General features: G+C 41.4%; 13 protein-coding genes. 9 read left to right on the top strand and 4 right to left on the bottom strand.

Features of this window, described 5'->3' with window-relative positions; translation table 11 throughout:
* Positions 1-64: 64 nt before the first annotated feature.
* The 3 genes from ABDW32_RS19925 (at position 65) to ABDW32_RS19935 (ending at position 3496) form a co-directional block, all read left to right on the top strand.
* A complete protein-coding gene (locus ABDW32_RS19925) occupies positions 65-2302 on the top strand; it encodes a Tex family protein (protein WP_343565585.1) in 2238 nt (745 codons plus the stop codon).
* A 206-nt stretch (positions 2303-2508) separates the two neighbouring features.
* Complete coding sequence (locus ABDW32_RS19930; RefSeq protein ID WP_343565587.1) at positions 2509-3216, top strand: hypothetical protein; 708 nt, start codon at positions 2509-2511, stop codon at positions 3214-3216.
* Between the two features lie 4 nt (positions 3217-3220).
* Positions 3221-3496 (top strand): hypothetical protein, encoded by a 276-nt coding sequence (locus tag ABDW32_RS19935; protein ID WP_343565589.1) that lies wholly within the window; start codon positions 3221-3223, stop codon positions 3494-3496.
* Between the two features lie 577 nt (positions 3497-4073).
* Here the strand turns inward: ABDW32_RS19935 and ABDW32_RS19940 are convergent.
* A complete protein-coding gene (locus tag ABDW32_RS19940) occupies positions 4074-5255 on the bottom strand; it encodes a sialidase family protein (RefSeq protein ID WP_343565591.1) in 1182 nt (393 codons plus the stop codon).
* Positions 5256-5345: 90 nt separating this feature from the next.
* Here ABDW32_RS19940 and ABDW32_RS19945 point away from each other — a divergent pair, with 90 nt between their 5' ends.
* The 4 genes from ABDW32_RS19945 to ABDW32_RS19960 all read left to right on the top strand — a co-directional run bounded on the left by ABDW32_RS19945 (position 5346) and on the right by ABDW32_RS19960 (position 12666).
* Positions 5346-6875: a sulfatase gene (locus ABDW32_RS19945; protein WP_343565592.1), complete on the top strand. Its 1530-nt coding sequence runs from the start codon at positions 5346-5348 to the stop codon at positions 6873-6875.
* A gap of 497 nt (positions 6876-7372) precedes the next feature.
* Entirely contained in the window at positions 7373-10588 is a 3216-nt protein-coding gene (locus tag ABDW32_RS19950) for a SusC/RagA family TonB-linked outer membrane protein (protein WP_343565593.1), read from the top strand.
* Between the two features lie 4 nt (positions 10589-10592).
* Entirely contained in the window at positions 10593-12140 is a 1548-nt protein-coding gene (locus tag ABDW32_RS19955; RefSeq protein ID WP_343565594.1) for a SusD/RagB family nutrient-binding outer membrane lipoprotein, read from the top strand.
* Between the two features lie 100 nt (positions 12141-12240).
* Positions 12241-12666 (top strand): tetratricopeptide repeat protein, encoded by a 426-nt coding sequence (locus ABDW32_RS19960; protein ID WP_343565595.1) that lies wholly within the window; start codon positions 12241-12243, stop codon positions 12664-12666.
* Here ABDW32_RS19960 and ABDW32_RS19965 read toward each other — a convergent pair.
* Positions 12663-13568: a glycerophosphodiester phosphodiesterase family protein gene (locus ABDW32_RS19965; RefSeq protein ID WP_343565596.1), complete on the bottom strand. Its 906-nt coding sequence runs from the start codon at positions 13566-13568 to the stop codon at positions 12663-12665. The genes ABDW32_RS19960 and ABDW32_RS19965 overlap by 4 nt on opposite strands.
* 301 nt (positions 13569-13869) lie before the next feature.
* Between ABDW32_RS19965 and ABDW32_RS19970 the strand changes: the two genes are divergently transcribed.
* Both ABDW32_RS19970 and ABDW32_RS19975 read left to right on the top strand, forming a co-directional pair.
* Positions 13870-16200 (top strand): TonB-dependent receptor, encoded by a 2331-nt coding sequence (locus ABDW32_RS19970; protein WP_343565597.1) that lies wholly within the window; start codon positions 13870-13872, stop codon positions 16198-16200.
* Positions 16201-17382 (top strand): PepSY-associated TM helix domain-containing protein, encoded by a 1182-nt coding sequence (locus ABDW32_RS19975; protein WP_343565598.1) that lies wholly within the window; start codon positions 16201-16203, stop codon positions 17380-17382.
* A gap of 201 nt (positions 17383-17583) precedes the next feature.
* On the opposite strand, the gene ABDW32_RS19980 is transcribed toward ABDW32_RS19975, so the two are convergent.
* Entirely contained in the window at positions 17584-19068 is a 1485-nt protein-coding gene (locus tag ABDW32_RS19980) for a RagB/SusD family nutrient uptake outer membrane protein (RefSeq protein WP_343565599.1), read from the bottom strand.
* Positions 19069-19104: 36 nt separating this feature from the next.
* Positions 19105-22215, bottom strand: a complete 3111-nt coding sequence (locus ABDW32_RS19985) for a TonB-dependent receptor (RefSeq protein ID WP_343565600.1) — start codon at positions 22213-22215, stop codon at positions 19105-19107.
* Positions 22216-22419: the final 204 nt, after the last annotated feature.

Here is a 22419-nt window from a genome sequence, read left to right on the forward strand (position 1 = left end):
TCAGCTATTTCATAGAGCTGTTGAATAACCATTCAACAGCTTTCCTTTTTAAGTAAAACCCACAATGAGCTTATTATCACACGAAATTACCATTGCTAACGAGCTATCCATAAGCGAAAAACAAGTTCGCACCACAATTCAACTATTGGAAGAAGGTGCTACGGTTCCATTTATCTCCCGTTACCGGAAAGAAATGACCGGTAGTCTTGACGAAGTACAGATTACAAACATCAGAGACCGATCCCAACAGCTCAAGGACCTGGATAAACGTAAAGAAGCTGTTTTAAAATCCATCAATGATCAGGGAAAACTAACACCTGAACTTGAACAACAGATAATGTCAGCCGAGACGATGGCAAATCTGGAAGATATCTACCTTCCGTACAAACCAAAACGCAAAACAAGAGCCAGTGTTGCCCGCGAAAAAGGTCTACAGCCTCTGGCCGACCTTCTCTTGGCACAGGACAAAACAGATTTTATGCCCCTCGCAAGTTCGTTAATAGACCCCGAAAAAGGTGTCAGCAACAGTGAGGAAGCCTTAGCTGGAGCAAGGGACATCATTGCTGAAATTATTGCCGAAGATGTGACAGTACGATCCAAATCAAGAGCCATATTTCTGGAAAAGGCAGAATTTGTATCGAGAGTGGTCCCCGGAAAAGAAGAAGCAGCAATTAAATACAAAGATTATTACGAATGGTCGGAGCCGTTAAAAGACGCTCCTTCACACCGCGTTTTAGCTATGCGCCGCGGTGAAAAAGAAGAATTACTTTATTTGGATATCGATATCAATGAAGACAACATCCTTCCAGCCATTGAATCACTCTACATCAAAGCTTCCAACGCTGCCGCAGCACAGGTGAAATTGGCATTGACTGATAGCTACAAGCGATTATTGAAACCTTCCATGGAAACGGAAATCCGCGTGTTGACCCGTCAAAAGGCGGATGAAGAAGCGATCAAAGTTTTTGCGGACAATGTTCGTCAGTTACTTTTAGCGGCTCCATTGGGACAAAAAAGATTGCTCGCGATAGACCCGGGATTCCGAACCGGATGTAAAACCGTTGTATTGGATGAGCAGGGCCAGCTAAAGGAAAACACGGCAATTTTCCTACATAATGGTGCAAATGGGCTCGCTGAAGCGCAAAAAACGATTACCTATCTGGTTTCCAAATATGACATCCAAGCCATTGCCATTGGTAATGGAACTGCAGGACGTGAAACCGAAGATTTTGTGAGAAAACTGGGACTTAACAATGTTACCATTGTCATGGTTAATGAAAGTGGAGCTTCTATCTATTCTGCATCTGAAACTGCGCGTGAAGAGTTTCCAGACCACGATATTACTGTACGTGGTGCAGTATCGATCGGAAGAAGATTAATGGATCCATTGGCCGAACTGGTTAAAATTGATCCCAAGTCAATTGGTGTCGGTCAGTACCAACATGATGTAGACCAAAACAAACTACAGACATCCTTGGACGATACCGTCATCAGTTGTGTCAATGCGGTAGGTGTGGAACTGAATACTGCTTCAAAACAGATTTTATCCTACGTCTCTGGTTTAGGTCCAGCTCTAGCCCAGCAGATTATTAAATATAGAAATGAAAACGGACCTTTTTCTTCGCGCCGTGAATTGAAAAAAGTACCTCGCCTTGGAGATAAAGCCTTTGAACAGGCTGCAGGTTTCCTTCGGATACGAAATGCCGCCAATCCATTGGATTCATCCGCAGTACACCCTGAACGGTATGCATTGGTTGAGCAAATGGCGAAAGATTTGGGTAAAAAAGTAGAAGACTTGCTCAAAGATGCTGAATTAAGAAAATCCATTCCGTTGAAAAACTATATCACTGCGGAAGTGGGACTTCCCACATTAAATGATATCCTTAACGAGCTGGCCAAACCTGGTCTTGATCCCAGGGAAAAGTTTGAAGCATTTTCATTCACTGAGGGCGTCAATAGCATTGGCGATTTACGTATAGGCATGAAACTCCCTGGTATCGTAACCAATATTACCAACTTTGGCGCTTTTGTGGATATTGGTGTGCATCAAGATGGCTTAGTACACCTGAGCCAACTCTCCAACCGCTATATCTCGGATCCGCATGAGGTAGTCAAAGTGCAGCAGCATGTAACGGTGACGGTGACCGAAGTGGATGAGAAACGTAACCGCATTGCCCTATCGATGAAAACAGATGAAAAACCTGTTCTGTCCAAGAATAAGCGAAATGAGGGCAAACGGCAAGCGGAACCAGAAACAGACATGGCGAGTAAGCTAGCCGCATTGGCAAGTAAATTCAAATAAATCCTACGATTAATTGAAGGCTGATTTTTGGACTGACCCCAATAAGTTGGACTAAATTACGCAGTTTTTTTGATATAATGAGCTCGGTATCCTATCGGGCTCATTCCATTTAAATCAATCCGTATGCATTGGTTATTATAATACTTAATATAGAAAGTCCAACACTTTTATTTCGTATCTTTAAAAGACACATGTTTTGATTTGTTATGAGAAACTGCATTTTACTATTGTGCTTATCACTTGTAGCGGTACATTTCCAAGCTAAGGCACAACTTGCTGATGGTGCGTATATTTCCACGGCAGGTACCAACAAAAACTTAATTTTGATCAAAGATCATTACCTCTCCTTCATAGCCTATGATGAAAGCAAAAAGCAATTTGGTTATACCTGGGGTGGCCCCATACAACAACAAGGCAATAATACCAGCATTACGATCGAATATGACACAAAAGATTCGACCCATATTGGGAAGACAGCCAATCTTTACTTTAAAACACAAAATGACGCGATCCAAATAAAGACACCGGACTCCGAGCGAATTTTCAAAAGGCAGACGACCATCGCCCAAGATTTAGATGCTTTATGGAGAATTACGGGCAGGCAGCAAGAAGCTAAAATGCATGAGATTCCAAAAGCAGACCGCAAAACAATAAAGATCCTGGTTGACGGGTACTTTCAATGGATTGCCATTAATCCGGCCCAAAAAGGATTTTATGGAACAGGAGGAGGATACTATAGTTTCAAAGGCAATCGTTACACAGAGAAAATACTGTTCTTTTCGAGGGATAATACGAGAGTCGGTCAAGAGCTCCACTTTAACGGAAAACTGGATGACAACAAATGGCATCACAGTGGAAAGAGCTCAAAAGGAGATAATATTTATGAAATCTGGAGTAAAGAATTAACAAATTAACAAGATGACAATAGAAGAGTTTCAATTATTCGACAGTCCTATTCATCACTGGTCTGCCGTCCAAAAATCATTATGGTATGATAAAAAAGGAGATTGGAAAACTGCACATGATCTCATTGATCAATTGGATGATATAGAAGCCGCACATGTACATGCGTACCTTCACCGCAAAGAAGGAGATCTCTGGAATGCCCGCTATTGGTATAATCGGGCACGGCAACCTGTATATGCAGGTAACCTAGATGCCGAATGGAACGAATTGTTTCGACTATATTTCTAGCCGATCTACTCATCCTTGTTTTTATTGAACAAGGATGTATTTCTTATTATTTCACTTGCCGCTCCTTATAACCAACTTCCCTAAAATGTCCCTATTCTGTTTGACCTAAATTTCATTTGTATCTTGCGCACAGCAGTAAGTCCGAATAATGTATTAATTATCCCAAACAATAGATTTTAGTCAAAAACATATAGCGAAAACAAAAATACAGGATATTTTTGTAACAAAAATAACACAAAAGAAAAATAGCTCCAGATATACAAACGAAATGGCATGGATATTGAACATAATTTCCTATACTTTAAAAAGTATACTTTTCATAAATTTAGGTTAATAATTGGTTAGGTTAAACACCTGAGGTTCCCCACTTCAGGTGTTTTTTTTGATATATACCCCCTTATTTCATCCCCCTCATTTCTCGTCCATTCCAAACAAAAAATTTATTCCGTCATAAACTTATATCCAAGTTTGTCAGTTGAAAATAAAATCCATTGTGTCCTCCCTGTTTATTATATATTTAAGCATCAACAGCGGTGTAGAACCAATATGCGTAAAAATCGTTTTTGGGCAACAAGAGCTATTGGAGTTTTACCGGCACAAACACAATCTTTTGGTAATTCTCCTTTTCGAATAAAACCCCGATTTTATTTTTATTCAAAAGCACTAAATCTGAATAGGCCGCATAGTCACCTTTTACACCCTCGGGAGCTTTGGCAACAACTCGATTGAAATACCAGGTTTTCCCCTGGTCCTTACTCAACCGAAGCGTCAGATTGTCTCTTCTATCCGACGTGGCAGCATTGCAAACAGCTAATTGGTATCCGCCTTTCCCCTGCCAAGAAAGCACAGAACCCTGATTGACGGGATCGGGTAGGTTTTTATCGTAATAGGTCGTGTCCCAGGTTACTCCGCCGTCGGTCGAATACGACACAATTCGTTCTTTCACATTACCTTGTTGATTGCGGGAATTCATATACAGTCCAGTTGCAGAGATCTGAGCAGCCATCGTTTCGTTTGATCCCTCAAATTTCACACTCTTCCCTATCTTGAATGTTTTACCGTGGTCGTCCGAGTAGTAAGAATGGGCAAAATAATCCCTGCCATGCTCTTTAGGATTCCCTTCTGAATGATTCGCAGGAATATAGATCCGTCCTTTATATTGACCAGAATCGAATTGCAATGCATGCCCTGGGGTATTTGCATATGCGCGCCAGTCCTCATGAAAAGCATATGCTGCATTCACGGAAGGTTGATTGGGACGATGGGTTTGCAGTGTAATGTTCTGTGGATCGGACCAGGTTTTACCACCATCCGTAGAACTAACAGACCAGCACTCGCGCAAACCATTCCCTTTACGCACTTCTGCTTCGTGATTATTACCGGTATTGTAAAAAAGTAACAATCGTCCCTGCGGATATGTCGGATCTAACAAGTCCACCAGGGGAGCAGGGTTTCCGACCTGCAAATTATCATTGTCAACGGCGACATGCAGTGGTCCCCAGGTTTTACCATTGTCCGGGCTGATTTTATAAACAATATCTACATTCCCAAAATCCCCCGCATGATCCACCCTTCCCTCGGCAAATGCAAATAATCGGCCTTGTTTATCTTTGACAATGGCCGGTATTCGATAGCTTTTATAACCACCTTCACCGGATACAAAAACATTTACCTCCTGTGCTCCTGCACAGATATACAATCCTGCAAATATTGTAGTCAATACTACATTTCTCATTCGGGTCCAACTTGTATTCCTCATATTTACCTCTCACTTTTTAATTATAAAAATAGAATAATCTTCTATCTTTAAAGAGAGAATAACATAATCAACGACAAAACCATTATTACAATGAAATTTACGTCTATCTGCTTAGCACTTATACTATGGGGCATATGCAGCCAGGTACTGGGGCAAAACAGGCCTAACATCGTGATCATTATATCAGACGATCATGCCTATCAGACCATTAGTGCCTATGGATCAGCTTATGCCAAAACGCCACACATTGATCGTATTGCGACTGAAGGAGCACTTTTCAACCATGCCTATGTGAACAACTCCATCTGTGGCCCAGCCAGAGCCACCCTATTGACAGGCAAGTATAGCCACAAGAATGGATTTAAGGACAATGAAACTTCCGAATTTGACTTCAATCAGGATTTATTTGTCAAGCAGTTACAACAGGTGGGCTACCAAACAGCCTGGGTAGGCAAGATTCATCTAGGGGAAAAACTTCAAGGGTTCAATTATTATGATATTCTCGTGGGTCAGGGCACCTACTTCAATCCAGATTTCATCAGCAAACAAGGGCGCAAGCACACGGAAGGATATGTTTCAGATATCGTGACGGAAAAATCGATCAATTGGCTGGATACGCTAGATTCCAGTAAACCCTTCTGTCTGGTCATCGGTCATAAAGCAACTCATCGCACATGGATGCCCGATCCAAAGGACTTTGGCGCCTATGACGCCATGAATTTTACTATTCCATCCACATTTTACGATAATTATCAAAGCAGACAAGCTGCCGCGTTACAGGAAATGTCCATTGACAAAGATATGAAGATGGCCTATGATCTCAAGATGTTCAACTCCTTGGAAGATATGATAAACGATGGAAATTTTAAACGCATGAACCAAGAGCAAAAAGATCGTTATATTGCCTATTATCGGCCAATCTACGAACAGCTTAAAAACAGTAAATTGACTGGAAAACAGCTTGCGGAATGGAAGTATAAACGTTATATGATCGATTATCTCAACACTGCTCAATCCATGGACCGCAACATAGGCAAAGTATTGGACTATCTGGATCAGAAATCACTCAGTCAAAACACCATCGTGATCTATCTTTCGGATCAGGGCTTCTATATGGGTGAACATGGTTGGTTTGATAAACGCTGGATGTATGAAGAGTCTTTCCGCACTCCTATGTTAATGCGCTATCCCCCATTGATTAAACCTGCGACAAAAATCGACGCAAAGCTGGTAAACGCTGATATCGCCCCCACCCTCCTCGAGCTGGCAAGCATCAAAAAACCTAGTGATATGCAGGGAAAATCATTTGTTCATGTCCTAAAAAATACAAAAGAAGAACATCGCAAAGACCTATATTATCATTATTTTGAAAATGGTGAACATGCGGTGAGCCCCCATTTCGGCGTTAGAGATGATCGCTACAAGCTGATCCGGTATTATAAACGTGTTGAAAGCTGGGAACTCTTCGACCTCCAAAAAGACCCGAATGAACTTCAAAATGTTTATAACGATCCCAGCTATCAACGCATAGTTGCCCGCATGAAACAGAAACTTATGGAACAAATCCGGCAATTTGATGATAAAGAAGCCGAAACAATTTATAAAGTAGACATTGACTGATAAAAGAAACACAGGGTATCCATAAACGAGATACCCTGTCTTATTTCAGGCCTTCGTACTTGTAATCCACAAGGAAATTCCCTCTTCCGCTGTATTTTCATGATCATACCTAGTCTCCACCTTATAAAATAAACAGTTGCGCAGCAATAAGAACGCACGGCTTAAGCATTGACTTCTATACCAAGCAATATTTCATGAACGCTATAAATACCTGATCTATACGAAGAAGCTGCTTTGTGCGTATTTACAATACTCAACCAAAAGCTGACATGTTTATTCTGTGCATTCTGACCAAAGAATTACAAAAAAATAAAAAATAAAGTATAGTTATCAGGTGGATTTTATATATTTGCATTAACATTTTTTAACACATGAAAATCAGTGCAATACATATACCTGTAAAACGAATGCTTCTAGGAGATGTTTTTCAGATAAATTCAAACAATCTCCTATAACCACAAACAAAAAGATCCACTCATTATTATTACTAAATTAATATGGCAAAAAACAACCTAGATTTTGTCGTACTGGCAGCGCTATGCTTAAGCACTGGCACGCTATACGCTCAATCCACCATAAAAGGAAAAGTAGTCGACAATAACAACGCCCCTATTCAAGGAGCAACGATTACAGAAATAACAAGTAAGAAACAGGTACAAACGGATGCAAATGGCCTATTTGAATTGCCGTCAAACGGTAATTCTATCAGTATCCAAGTCCAATACATTGGTTTTGATTCCAAAACTGTCCAAACCAATCCCAGCGGACTTACCACAATTCAACTTTCTCCGACGAGTTCCCAATTGGATGAAGTTGTTGTAACCGCCCTGGGTATTTCGCGCGAAAAGAAATCATTAGGCTATGCCGTCCAAGAAGTCAAATCTACTGAGCTTCAAACACGTCCTACCAATGCACTCAGTGCGCTTTCCGGAAAAGTCGCAGGTCTTCAAGTGACGACATCCGGTGGCAACATGGGCGGATCCTCCCACGTTTCGCTTCGGGGTATCAATTCAATTGCGGGAAATAACCAACCGCTCTATGTCGTTGATGGTACGCCTATCGATAACACGGATTTCAATTCAACTTCAACGATCAATGGAAGTGCCGGAAAAGATGTCGGAAACATGATACAGGACCTTAATCCGGATGACATTGAAAACATCTCTGTCCTGAAAGGAGCGACAGCGGCAGCATTGTATGGCTCCAGAGCCGCAAATGGCGTTATCATGATTACGACTAAGCGCGCTTCAAAAGGTGAGAAAGTGGAAATTTCCTTAAATACAGGAATCGATTTCGAAAATATTGTCCGTCTTCCAAAAAGACAGCATCTCTACGGACAGGGCTATTCGACCAGCTTTCAAACACAGAATATTGCTGGTACCGATTATAAGATCGTAGACTATGCCGCCGATGAGAGCTGGGGACCAAAATTGGATGGCACACCAGTTTTACAGTGGTACAACCTCAATCCCGAAGATGAGGCTAACTACCTAAAGCCTTCACCCTGGCTCTATCCAAAAAATGACGTCAGCTATTTCTTTAGAACCGGAGTTGCCAACACAAATAATTTCGCAATTGCCGGAAATAGCGGAAATACCAATTATCGTTTTTCTTACACAAACAAAAATGTAACCGGCACTACTCCGAATTCAAATTTACATCGCAATGCTTTTAATTTTTCGGGGGGCACCCAATTAGGAAAATTAAAAATCAACTCGACCTTTAATTATATCCGCAGTTCCGCACTGGGACGTCCCTGGACCGGCGCTTCTAACCGAAATATTATCCTTGAAGCATTTCAATGGGGAGCCGTTCAAGTCGACTACAAAATACTGGAAAATTACAAACGGGCAGATGGAACGCCACTAGCGTGGAATCGTACCGGCTGGCAAAATACACCCGCTGCCGAGGCAACACGTTTTATCGATAACCCCTATTGGTCAGCCTATGAATCGTATATGGAAGATAGCAGGGACCGTTTCTATGGAAATATTGGCGCAGAGTATGCTGTCAACAAGTGGTTAACGCTGGGAGCGAAAGTTCATGGCGATATCTATTCATTCCAAGCACAGGATCGCATTGCTGTATATTCACGCAGCGCTTCACAATACGAAGAAACAAACAATAAGCTCAATGAATATAATTACGAGTTTATTGCAACAGCCAAAAAAAATTGGGATAAATTTTCACTCATTGCTTTCGCCGGCGGGAATATCAGAGATAAGAAATCTCAAAACAATTATGCGATTACACAAGGCGGACTGATTATCCCTAATTACTATAACCTCAAAAATGCAAGTGCGATCAAGGTCGATAATTTCAGTTATCATAAACGGATCGCGTCGGTTTTCGGCAGTGTGTCGTTGGGCTATAATGACCTGCTTTATATCGATGCCACCATTCGAAACGACTGGTCTTCCACTCTTCCTACTTCTAACTGGTCTTATGTTTATCCATCCGTGGCAGGAAGCTTTCTATTCAGCAATTTAGCAGCTTTCAAAAACTTATCCTGGTTAAGCTTTGGTAAACTGCGATTAGGCTGGTCCGATGTTGGAAATGATACAGATCCTTACCAGTTGGCTAAGGCTTATAACCCGGATCAGCCTTTTGAAGGTAGTCCTTCCTATACATTACCACCTATCAAACCAAACAACAACCTGCTTCCAGAACGAACAAGTTCGTGGGAAACTGGTATCAACCTCCAATTATTCAAAAACAGATTAGGCCTGGATCTGACCTATTATAATAACAACTCAAGAAACCAAATTCTGGCTGTACCGGTATCGTCTTCTTTTGGATACGAAGGCAAATGGCTTAATGCGGGTAGAATCAACAATAAAGGCATTGAAATTGTGCTTAACGGCACACCAATCAAAAATGAAAACTTTTCCTGGGACGCAACAATCAATTGGGCGAAGAACAAAAACAAAGTGGTCAAATTAGACGATCAAGTGAATACATTAAGCTTAAGCAGTTCACTGATCCAATTGGTCGCTCGTGAAGGGGAATCCTATGGCCAGTTCCTTGGTAATGACTTTGTGTATGCCCCGGATGGACAACGTGTACTAGAAAAAGATACGCAAGATAAAGATGGCAAATTAATTAAGAATAGTACCTATATGAAGACCTCCCAATTGGTTCCTCTTGGCTCTATTCTGCCTGATTTCACCTTTGGCATCCAAAACAGCTTCCGCTATAAAAACTTTGCCCTCGGCTTTTTGGTTTCTGGCCGTGTAGGAGGTAAATTCTTCTCCCAAACCTATAAGGTCGGTATGTATTCCGGTATTCTGGACAAAACAGCTGCCAATAATATCCGTGAAACAGGTATTGTACTCGATGGTGTTAAAGGGGATGTTACCTTTCACAGTGACGGAACCTACGATGTCAAAAATATTACGCCAAACACAACCAATATTGATGCACAGCAGTGGTCGCGCAATGAATACAATGGACCTACAACCTTTTCCATTTTCGATGCAACATACGTTAAACTCAGGGAAGTCACTTTAGGCTATAATTTCAAACTAGCCAATGTCAAAGTTATTAAGAATATCGGCGTTAGTGTCTATGGCCGTAACCTTTGGAATATCTATACCAAAAGTAAATACATTGATCCTGAATTTACCTCCAGTGGTGGTAATGTACAGGGTATCGAAGGCGGCGCTATTCCGTTGCCTGTTACCTATGGTTTTAATGTGAATCTTAAATTCTAAAAAAATGAAATTATTAAATATACTATATACAGGAGCGATCGGCATCTCACTTTTTGCATCTTCGTGTTCCAAAGCTAAATTTGCAGAGATTAATACTGATCCCAATCGTCCGGCTTCAGTTCCAACGCCTACCTTATTGGTAACAGCGGAGAAACAGTTGGTCAATGCCTTACGGAGTGAAGAGATTAGTCTTCGAGGGGCGCAATTATTTGCTCAATATTTTAGTCAGAATATTTATACTGACCAATCCCGCTACAGAATAGATCAGAGTTATTCCGACAACTACTGGACGGCAACTTACAAAGCATTGAACAATTTAAATGATATTATCAAACTCAATACGGATGAAAGCACCAGAGCAATCGCCACAGCAGGGACAGCCGGCACAAATGCCAATCAAATTGCCATTGTAAGAATTCTTAAATCTTATGCTTTTCAGTCATTGACCGATGTCTTTGGCAATATCCCCTATGAGTCTTATGGTAATAAAGATCCTGATTTCGAAGCTTTACAGCAGGATCCGGACAATCTTACACCCAAATATGCGAGTCAGGAAAAAATCTATAAGGATATTCTCAACGAACTTCAACAGGCAGCGGATACCCTGCTCAAATATTCATCGGATAAAACTTTCGGCGGCGCCGATATTATCTATAAAGGGTCTAATGCAAACTGGGCAAAATTTGCCAATTCCCTCCGCTTACGGGTAGCCAATCGTATCAAGATCAAAGATGCCGCTTTAGCTACAGCACATATTGCAGATGCACTGGCAAAAGGAGTTTTTACGTCCAATAGTGACAACGCTGTATTCAAATATTCGAAAACCTCACCCAACGAAGCACCTTTGTTCCGCGCTACTGTAACTGCTAACCGGAAAGATTTCGCGATCTCCGATGTTCTTATTAAAACCCTTCAAGGTACGCGTGGTCCTTTTAAAATCGTCGATCCAAGGTTAGCCAAATTTGCCAAGCCAACAGCCGCAGATGGAAAATTTATAGGCCAGCCCTACGGCCTGCCTTTAGCTGCCGGAAATCTGTTTCCGGTCGATAAAATATCCTTGCCAAGTGACCTGATCAATGCGGCAGACTATGGCGAAGTTCTTATGGAATACGCAGAAGTAGCATTTATCCAAGCCGAAAATAACAACTGGGATCAAGTCAATTATGAAAAAGGCATAAGAGCCTCTTTGGAAAAATGGGGTGTCCCACAAGCCGATATCACAGCCTATGTCAGCGAACTTCCTGCGGCGAACAAAGAGCACGTGCTAACTCAGAAATACCTGGCACTTTTCAACCAAGGTGTTGAAGCGTGGTCAGAGATCAGAAGAACTGGATATCCATTATTCCTGACAAAAGCAGGCGACGCACTTTGGACAGGGACTATTAATGGTGAAACTGTCACCTATTACTTTACACCAGAAGTGGGAAAAGAAATACCCAGCCGTTTTGTTTATCCATTAAAGGAACAAAGCACCAATAAAGCAAATTATCAGGCAGCCCTTGCGCAACAGGGAGACGATGTGATCAACACCAAAGTATGGTGGAATAAATAAAAAAGTATTTTCAATATATTTAAACACCTGAAGTTTAAGATTTCAGGTGTTTTTTTTTATTTATTTCATAACTTCGTAAAGACCATTAAGAAAGAATGCCATGGATGATCAAACATTAGATAAAATCGACCAACTGAGTGAAGAAGGCAATGCCTATTGCGATGAAGAGAATTTTCCTGAAGCGATCAGGGTATGGACAGAGGCGCTCAATCTCGTCCCTGCTCCACAAAATGTCCACGCCGAAAGTCTTTGGCTGGAAGCTTCAATCGGGGATGCTTATTTCTTACAGGATGATTTCCAAAATGCGCTCGCCCACTTTGAGAATGCCAAAAGCAATATTATAGAAAATGCTTACGAGAATCCATTTATCATGCTGCGATTAGGACAGTGTTACCTGGAGACAGCGCAAATGGAATCTGCGCAGGAATATCTTCTTCGCGCCTATATGATGGAAGGAAAGGAAATTTTTGAAGAGGAATCTCCAAATTACTTTAATTTTCTGGCTGATAACGTCGAGTTGGATTAATTTATTGCATCTGCCACCTCCATTGGTAAATCAGATTCAAGAATAGATGCGCCCTCGGCAAATATCGCCCGGTATTTTTTCTGACGCTCATCCTTTTCTGGAAGCTTATCATAAGTTGAGGCCGAGGAGATCATGCACATGACTCCCTTTGCATTAAAAAAGCGGTACATTTCTGTATTCGATTCTTTGAGCTCGGGCCCTATGTAGACAATCATTCGGTCATAAGGCAAACCTGAAGCTTGATATTTAGCTAAGGCAGACTGATCTTTGATATGCATAGACATGTACTGGTCTGGATGTTGAGCCAAATAGTATGCCGCCTGTTCAACGTTATGTACGGTAACCCAAACCCAGCTATAGGCCTTATGTTTCCGTATTATGGCAGCGGTTGCAGACAAGGGCAAATCTTTCTTATCAAGATTTAAAATGGTTTTCCCTTTGGCCCATGCTATCACTTCCTCCAGGGTATTAATAGGATATTTGGTTATATTTCCAGCATGATCTTTCAGACGAAGTTTACGTAATTCAGCCCAAGTGTAGTCTGATACCCGTCCCACCCCATTGGTCACCCGTTCCAGGTTTGCATCATGCAGTAATACGGCAACACTATCTTTCGTATAACGCGGATCTATTTCAAATATAGCCGGGGTTCTTCGTAACACCGCCTCGAAAGCTGCTATCGAATTTTCAGGAAGGCCATCCTCTATCGTGCCCCGATGGCCGCTTATTATTTTCTTTCCTTCAGCATAGCGAAAATGCGCTCGCATCGCTTCTGCGGATTCAAAATTCAGCCAGTGATTGCCTTGGGCAAAAGCAGGGCTATCCAAAAAACTGAGGAAAAATAATAATAGAACGACAGAAATTGCTTTCAAGCGTATACAATTGGATTCTGAAAAAGTCATCTACCTTTAATTATCGAATTATGCTCCGCTAAAATAGCTATCCTATATCAATAAATTGTAAACAAAATATGTATTTTTCTCTTCTTGTTCCCGAGGTAATAAGCATCAAACCAGCATATTCTTAAAATTGTCAACCTCCAACAAAGGCGCTCCACATGGTTTTTCGCTTTGTCAATATGGATTTTACCGGAGTAATCAGAATAGATCAAAAAAATTGGATAAAAAAGCGCTCTTTTTTAAGCTGAAAAAATATAAATATTCTATATTTGCATCAATTTATATTTGATCTAAATAAACTACAATGAAAAACGGAACACGCTATATGATGTTCGCAGCTGCAGCCCTCGTCCTCCCCGGGACGCAATTACATGCACAAGAATTCGCTCTCCTTGTAAAAAATACAGAAAATAAACCCGTCGCTCAGGCCAATATCAAACTCAATGGAAAAAACATTGGATACTCCGATCAGCGCGGGCAATTTCAGCTCAGTAAATTACCAACGGATAGTCTGCTGCAATTCCGTGTTTCCTATACCGGTTTTTCTCCTCTTGAAAAAACTGTGCGTTTAGATACAGTTAGCAGTCCTATCTTATTTCAGTTAAACGCAACGCAAACTTTGGATGAGATCATTGTTACTGCCGGTCGTAAAGCCGAAAGCATATCGACAGTTCCCTCCTCTGTATCCATCTTAACCACCAAAGAGATCGAGGCACAGAGCCAGATCAGCACCAATCTTTCAACGATACTTGGCAATACAATTCCAGGACTGGGTACAGCGACGAATAAAGCTACCAATTCGGGGCAGACCTTACGTGGACGGTCTGTGCTTGTGCTAATAGATGGAATTCCACAATCTACACCTTTAATGAATGGACAGCGCGACCTACGCACCATTGATCCCAGTGTTATTGAACGCGTAGAAGTCATTAAAGGGGCAACTTCCATTTATGGAAATGGCTCCGCGGGTGGGATTATCAATTACATCACGCGCAACCCGGCAAAAGATTCAGCCCCTATTCAAGGAATGACCAGCCTGCGGACAACCTTCAATCCGATAAACAGTGCCGGAACATTGGGTTATCGCGCCGCCCAAACATTGTATGGCCGAAAAAACAAGTGGGATTACACCGTTAGCGGATCAGCGGATTATGTGGGTCTTCAGCGCGATGGTGATGGAATAGCCCTCGGTCAGACAGATGGTCTTTCAAATACCTATCAATACAATGCATTCCTCAAACTCGGTTATACGATTGATAGCAGTTCCAATCTATCCGCTGTATATAATTTCTATCGCAGCAATCAGCACAACCGGTATATCAGCCAAACGGGTGTCTATGGCCAATCGCCGACAATAGGAGTAAAAGGAGACGACCCCGGCAAACCTGCCGGCACGCCATACAACCACAATGCAATGCTGACGTATACCAAAAATAATCTTTTTGCGTCAACTTCGCTAGTCGCATCGGCTTATTACAACACCTTTCGATCCATGAACCGCTATGTGGAGAAAGCATCCGCATGGTATGGACCCGGCCAGACACAGATCAACTCCGAGAAAAAAGGGTTGCGCATCAATCTCAACACGCCTTTTCAAGTATTTGGTTCCAATGCGGATGTTACTTATGGTCTTGATCTCCTGAATGATGTCACGGATCAAAACCTGACGGATGGAAGGGTCTATATCCCTTATATGAATATGCTCAATGTGGCGCCGTATGCACAAGTAAAGATTGATTTCCTCGAAAATTTAATTTTCAAAGGTGGCGTCCGCTATGAAAATGCAAACGTCAAAATCAAAGACTTTAACACCATTGCTACCGGGCCGAATAATGAAGGTAGTATTGCTGTCAAAGGCGGTGAAATACCGTATAAAGGAGCTACGTTCAATGCAGGCCTTCGCTACAATAAATATGCATTCTTTAACCCTTTCATAAGTTTTTCACAGGGTTTTGCCATCAATGAACTTGGACGTATCGTCCGCAGGGCAACCGACAATGACCTGGATAGTCTAAAAACAGATCCCATCATTACCAATAACTATGAAGTCGGATTTTCCAGCAACTACAGTATTTTCCAACTATCCGCTTCCTACTATTACAGCACTTCAAAAATGGGCGTGGAACTTGTAGATATAGGCGGTTATCTAATGCCACAACGACTTCCCGAAGATGTTTATGGATATGAAGTAGCCCTAAATGCAACTATCAGCCCGCAATTCACAATAGGCGGAACATATGCCTATGTGGAGGGGAAATCGAAGAAAGAGGATGGCACAAAGTCCTACCTCAATGGTTCACGCATTGCTCCGGTCAAAGCAACGGGATATATCTATTACACCCCGATCAAGCCATTGTCCTTCCAACTGTTTTGGGTACATACTGGCGCTCGCGACCGTTTCATGCCAAACGAAAAAGGTATTTACAAAAACAGTGAGGGGCCGGTTAAATCTGTTGATTTATTCAATCTAAACGGAAATTACCAGATCAATAAACAATGGTCATTGGGACTGGGTATCGAAAACCTTTTCAATAAGAATTACTATCCGGTCGTCAGTCAATACCGTGCACTAAATGAGGATTACGTCAAAGGTCAGGGAATGATGGCTTCCTTTAATATCAATTACAAATTTTAGATGCTCAAGTCCAGCATACTTTGGATACATAAATGGCTCGGAATACTAACGGGCGTCATTGTACTTATTTTAAGTCTAACAGGATGTATATATACCTTTCAGGATGAGCTCAAATTATGGGCTTATCCCGAAAAGTATTTTATAGCCGACGTAAATACCTCTTCGGAGCCACTACCCCTGAGCACCCTACTGAACAAGGCGCAAAGTAGTCTTGAAAAGGGGCAGAAAATCTCCCGTATAGACCTCTATCCCGCAAAAGATCGAACTTGGGTATTTCGTGCCATGAAAACAGATGAGACAGCCTTTGGCCATTGGAATTACTTTCGCTATTATAAAAGGGTATTCATCAATCCTTATACAGGTCAGGTGCAACAGGTTGAAAACACAAAGACAGAGTTTTTCCAACTGGTCTTACAGCTCCATCTCAATTTGTTGCTGGGAAAAAAATATGGCCATGCCTTGGTAAGTTGGTCCACAGCATTATTTCTTGTCATTTTATTGAGTGGAATAGTGTTATGGTGGCCGAAAAAATGGAAAGGTAAACATTTGCGCAGGAGCTTTTGGCTGGATACGAAAGTGAAATGGAAGCGGCTAAACCACGATCTGCACAATGTCATTGGCTTCTACAGTCTATTGTTTGGACTAGCCTTTGCTGTGACGGGCCTGGCTTTTGCATTCCCCGCTTTTAAAAAAACCTATATCACTACCTTCAACCTCTTTCAACCGGAAGCCGCACCTGCAGTGCTACCAGCCCCAAAACCAATTCCCTTACCGTACGAAAAATTGCAGGACAACGCGCTACACTATAGTCTCAAAAATTATCCGCTGGCTGAAATGCTTTCCATCCGACTGAAAAAAGAGACGGAACCGGAAGTAGATATCCAGATCAGACGGTATGAAAAACGAAGCGGTGTCTTTGACTGGCTATATTTTGACCGAAAACAAGCCCATTTGAAAGAGATCAAAACCGGTGCGAACTTACGCTTTGGTGATAAACTGGGATCATTGAATTATGATATCCACACCGGTAGTATTGGCGGCATGGGAACAAAGATTATCGCGTTTATCGCCAGTCTTTTTTGTGCTTCCCTGCCAATTACAGGATATATTATCTGGTTGAACAAGAGCAAGAAGGCAAAAAAAAAGAAGGGTTATCAACATAATGTTAATAAGTACTGTTAATAACAGTGTCTTTTATTTTAAACAGCTTTTCAACAGGGTTATCAACATAATGTGGAAAAGTATAACATTCATTGCGCTTATACCATTAAAATCAATGCACTGTTTAAAATCCAGTCTCATAAGTCTTATTTGTTACTATGGAAAAAAGAAAGCCAGTACATAAACGTACTGGCTTTCTTTGAGCAATAAAAACCAAAAGGACTAGAGATTCGGATTTCTTACAGTCTCTTCATAAGGGATAGAAAATAAGTAGTAAGAGCTGTTTTCAACAAAAGCCGATCCGTCAGGAAATTTAATAACACGATGACCTTGACCATTGACCAGTTTCGGTTTACCGTCAGCACCGACAATCTCTACTTGGATAGGTTTTCCATCGGCGTCAACATACGACTTCCGAGCCACCTTCCCCTGGGTACGAAGAATATCGGATAACGCAAATCCTTCCCCCCATAGTTCCTTGCGTCTTTCAATAAGAATTTCTGCAATTAATTGATCAACATCATTTCCGGTAAATAATTTTGCATTTCTAGCTGTACGCAATTTATTCAATAGCGCTATTGCCTTATCTTTTTCTCCGGCCCTCGCATAGCCTTCAGCTTCAATCAATACCATTTCCGAAGCGCGCATATATACAATATCACCGATCAAATTAGATTTAAATTTAAACTTTTTATACCGCAGAAAACCTTCTCTACCCGGCAGATTATCCCATTCAAATAGTGAATATCTCACATCGTTGCTATCAAACAAATTTTTAAAATAAGGATCAGCCATAAAACTATAGTAATAAGATCCGGCGGATGATACGTCTAGGTAATGAAAAGTATAACTTGCCACATTTTGTTCATTCGTTTGCATATGCCCCCAAATCCATTCTTTATTTCCCAGATCGTTAAATCCTGCCTGATAATCGGAAGCATTCATCAGCTCATAATTTTTAGTAGCTTTTTCTGCATATTCCGCAGCTGATTTCCAATCGCCTGTTTGTAGATAAGTCCGTGCCAGCAAACCATTGACAACATCAATGTTAATGTCGTACTTAGCATCTCTATTCGCCGATGCTAACAATTTTTCGCTCGCTTTCAGGTCACTCACGATAAGCTTATAAACCTCCTCTTGTGTTGCCCGGGGTTTTCCCTGAGTCGCAATGGTACTGGGTTCCGTGTAAATAGGCACCGATTTAGCCGCTTTGTCCTTTAAATAACTAAATTGATAATAGCTCGCCAGATTCAGATAAGCAAATGCACGTAATGCATGTGCTCTTCCTTTTAAAACATTTTTAGCCTCAACAGAACCCGCAGCATTGTCCACTTTCGCGATAACGTTATTCATATTGTCAATCACTTTATACAACATAATCCAAAAGGAATTGACACGGTTCGAACGATTATTTGTTAACTCGGTAAATGCATAAGCATCCCGATAACCATATTTTGTCGTCACGGCAACATCACTTCCCATAGCGTCACTTGTACGCATTATTGAAGTATAGCCAGGATTCGCATAAGTAAAATAAGTATCATTTAAATACTTCCAAGTCCCATTGATAACGGTTGCCACGTTGTCCGTGTTTTTATACACATCTTCTTCAGCGACGGATGTTGTTGGACTTGTCTCTAAGATATCCTTACACGATGTGTTTGCCAACGACAAAGCCAGGATGATATATGCAATTTTTAGTTTCATGATTTTCATTTAAATTCTTGTGTTAACGACCGATAATTAAAAAACAAACTGAACGCCTCCAGAAATTGTGCGCATTGCCGGATAGCGGAAATAAGTAGCACCATTTACTGTCTGCTCAGGGTCCATTCCCTGATGTCCATATAATGTAAATAAATTTTCAGCGGTTGTAAAAACACGGAGTTTTTCTATACCAATTCTTTTAATTAGTTCCGAGGGTAGACTATATCCTAAACTAAGCGTCTTAAGACGGGCATAACTACCACTATAAAGAAAACGTGTTGACGAGGAAGTCCAGCTCAGATTATCTGTAGTCAATTTAGGCACATCAGTCTGTGTATTTTCAGGTGTCCAACGTTCAAGTATTTCCTTTGACCAAGCACGCCCCGGGTTACTTCCATTGTGCATAATCTGAATATAATCATTGTCCAATATTTGACCGCCAAGGCTGAAACTCAACAAGGCTGATAGATCAAAATTTTTGTATGTAAAGCTATTTTGAATCCCGCCGACTAGATCTGGGAGCGAGCTACCTGCGATAAAGTTACCGGCTTTTCCATATTCTGAAGTTTTTTCACCTGTTTTATTACCATCCTTGTCAGCAGTATACCATTGCGGCAAACCATTTTCTGGATTTACACCAGCCCATTCGGGCAAATAGAAATCATAAATGCTTCCACCTACACGCAAAAGCTTGTTGCCAGTAGGAATGGGTCTATTATTATTTGGCAGTGCTGTAATCTTATTTTTGTAATGTGAAAGATTAAGATCCAAATTCCATCTAAAATTATCATTTTGAATAGGAATGGTATGAATATCAACATCGATACCTGTATTTTTTAAGGCCCCGATATTAGCGTCATAACCGGTATACCCTGTTGAATATGCCATTGGCATCGTGAACAGGAGGTCTTTACTCCGTCGGTTAAAATACTCAACAGTTAACGATACCCGGTTGTCAAATGCAGACACATCAACACCTACATTGAGATTGAGGTTCGATTCCCACTTTAAATCGGGAGTAGCCAATCTCCCCGTATAGGTTCCCCCTCTGCCCAAACTGTTGGCAATAGTATATAGCCCTTTGTAGGCATAATACGTTCCGAGATTATCATTTCCCTGCCCGCCATAACTCGCTCGCACAGTCAACTGATTAATTGTCGTATTATCTCTCAAAAAGTTCTCCTGCTTTAATTTCCAGGAACCACCCAAGGACCAGAAAGTACCCCAACGGGTATCAGGCGCAAATCGGGAAGATCCGTCTGTTCTTAGCGATCCTGACAGGTAATACTTATTATCATAGTTATATTCCACCCTACCCAAAAAACTCAATAACCGATAATCAACACTGGATCCGGTAAAATCATTTAATTGAGAAGCAGCCACGGGCTCAAAGAGATCAGGCATAACAAAGCGTTCTCTACTCCCACTGATATTGCTGCTGGTGAACGCATAATATTCCTGACCGGCCAATACATTCAGGTAATGCAAACCAAACTGTTTTTCGTAAGTCAATAAATTGTTCCAGGTCTGTGCAACAGTTCGCACATTTGAGCGATAAACATAACCGCCAGTATTGACACCATCACCCAATACTGGATTGGTATAGTCATGTGTACTCCCGTTGGTATAATCAACACTGTAGGTCGATTTTAATTTTAAATTTTTGGTAAATAATGCTTCCAAATAAGCGCGGGCAGAAAGATTCTCCCGACGGATATCATTTTTATCCAGCGGTAAAGAAGCTGCAAGATTATTACGCGGCGTTGCACCACTTGGTCTGTACTCCCCAAAATCATACACTTTATTTCCGTTGGCATCGAGCACAAATGACCCATCCGGGTTTCGTTCATAATACGGATAAAAAGATGGAACCAGTCTCGTAAAGTTGATGATATTAGCGGTATTGCTATCCTCAGATTGTGGGTATTTTTGCTGCGTACTGCTACCACCGATATTCACCCCTGCATTCAACCAAGATTTAACCTTACTGTCAATATTAGCTCTTAAGTTATAGCGCTTAAAACCCGATTCGATGGCTATTCCCTGATCGTTCAGATAGCCACCCGAGATGTAATACGTGCTTTTCGCACCTCCACCACTAAAGCCAAGATCTGCCTGTGTGCGCACACCTGTACGCTGCAATACATCTGTCCAGGGATCGTCCCAAAGTGTTTTTGCCCCCGCGACCAGCTTACCATCTTCGCCGACGGGCTGCGGATATTTACTGCCGTAGGGATTGACATTAAGATCAGTCAGCAATGTTTTACTGGCATTTGTAGCGGATTGAGCCGCAGATAATCCATTGGACAGATTTTTATTTCTTAGAGCCTCCCAATAGAGTTGAAAATACTCATCGGTCGATACCTGATCATAATCGCGAACTGCCCGGGTTGAATAACCTTGAGTAAAATTCAGATTAATTTTTGTATTATCAGAGGCGACACCCGATTTGGTCGTAATGATAATCACGCCGTTAGCCCCCCGAGAACCGTAAAGCGCACTGGAAGCAGCGTCCTTCAATACCGAGATTGACTGTATATCGTTCGGATTAATCGAATTGATATCACCCGCATAAGGGTTGCCATCCAATACGATCAAAGGTGAACTGGAGGCATTGATAGATCCAATTCCCCTGATACGGATAGTTGCCTCTGTACCAGGTTGACCCGAAGATGCGACCGATTGTAATCCCGGGACCTGACCCTCCAGTGCTTTAGTAATATTGGATACCTGTCTATTCTCGATCGCTTTACTACTCACGGTACTCACTGACCCCGTGATATTTGTACGTTTAGAAGTACCGTATGCCACCACGACGACTTCGTCCAGGTCTGTACTTGATGGTTTCAAAGCCAAAGATATCGTAGCTCCGGTAGCCCACACCTGCTGCGATTCGTAGCCTATAAACGAAAATTCCAAAAGCGCCGCATCTTTCGCTGAACTGCTAATCGTAAACTCACCTTTCGCGTCTGTTAGTGTCACCTTATTTTGATCAGATACCCGCACACTTACGCCAACTAGCGCCTGTCCGGTAGTCGCATCAGTCACCTTTCCATGGATGGAACGTTGCTGTGCATACAATTTATTCACACAGGCTCCAGACAAAGCTAATGCGACAATAGGAATGTATTTGAATGTAGAGTGCATATGAAGGATATTTAATAAATGAGTTAAGTATAATAAATATATAGAAAATAAATAAACTAATTATCTTTATTTTACCAAAAAAGATGATTTAACGCTACACATTTTTAAAATCTACTAAATTGATAGATTTTATCAGAGCGCAAATATAACACAATCTATACTAATTTACTATACATTTTTTATAAAAAAATAAAAAGCTAAAAA

This window comes from Sphingobacterium sp. (genome assembly GCF_039596235.1).
GTDB lineage: Bacteria > Bacteroidota > Bacteroidia > Sphingobacteriales > Sphingobacteriaceae > Sphingobacterium.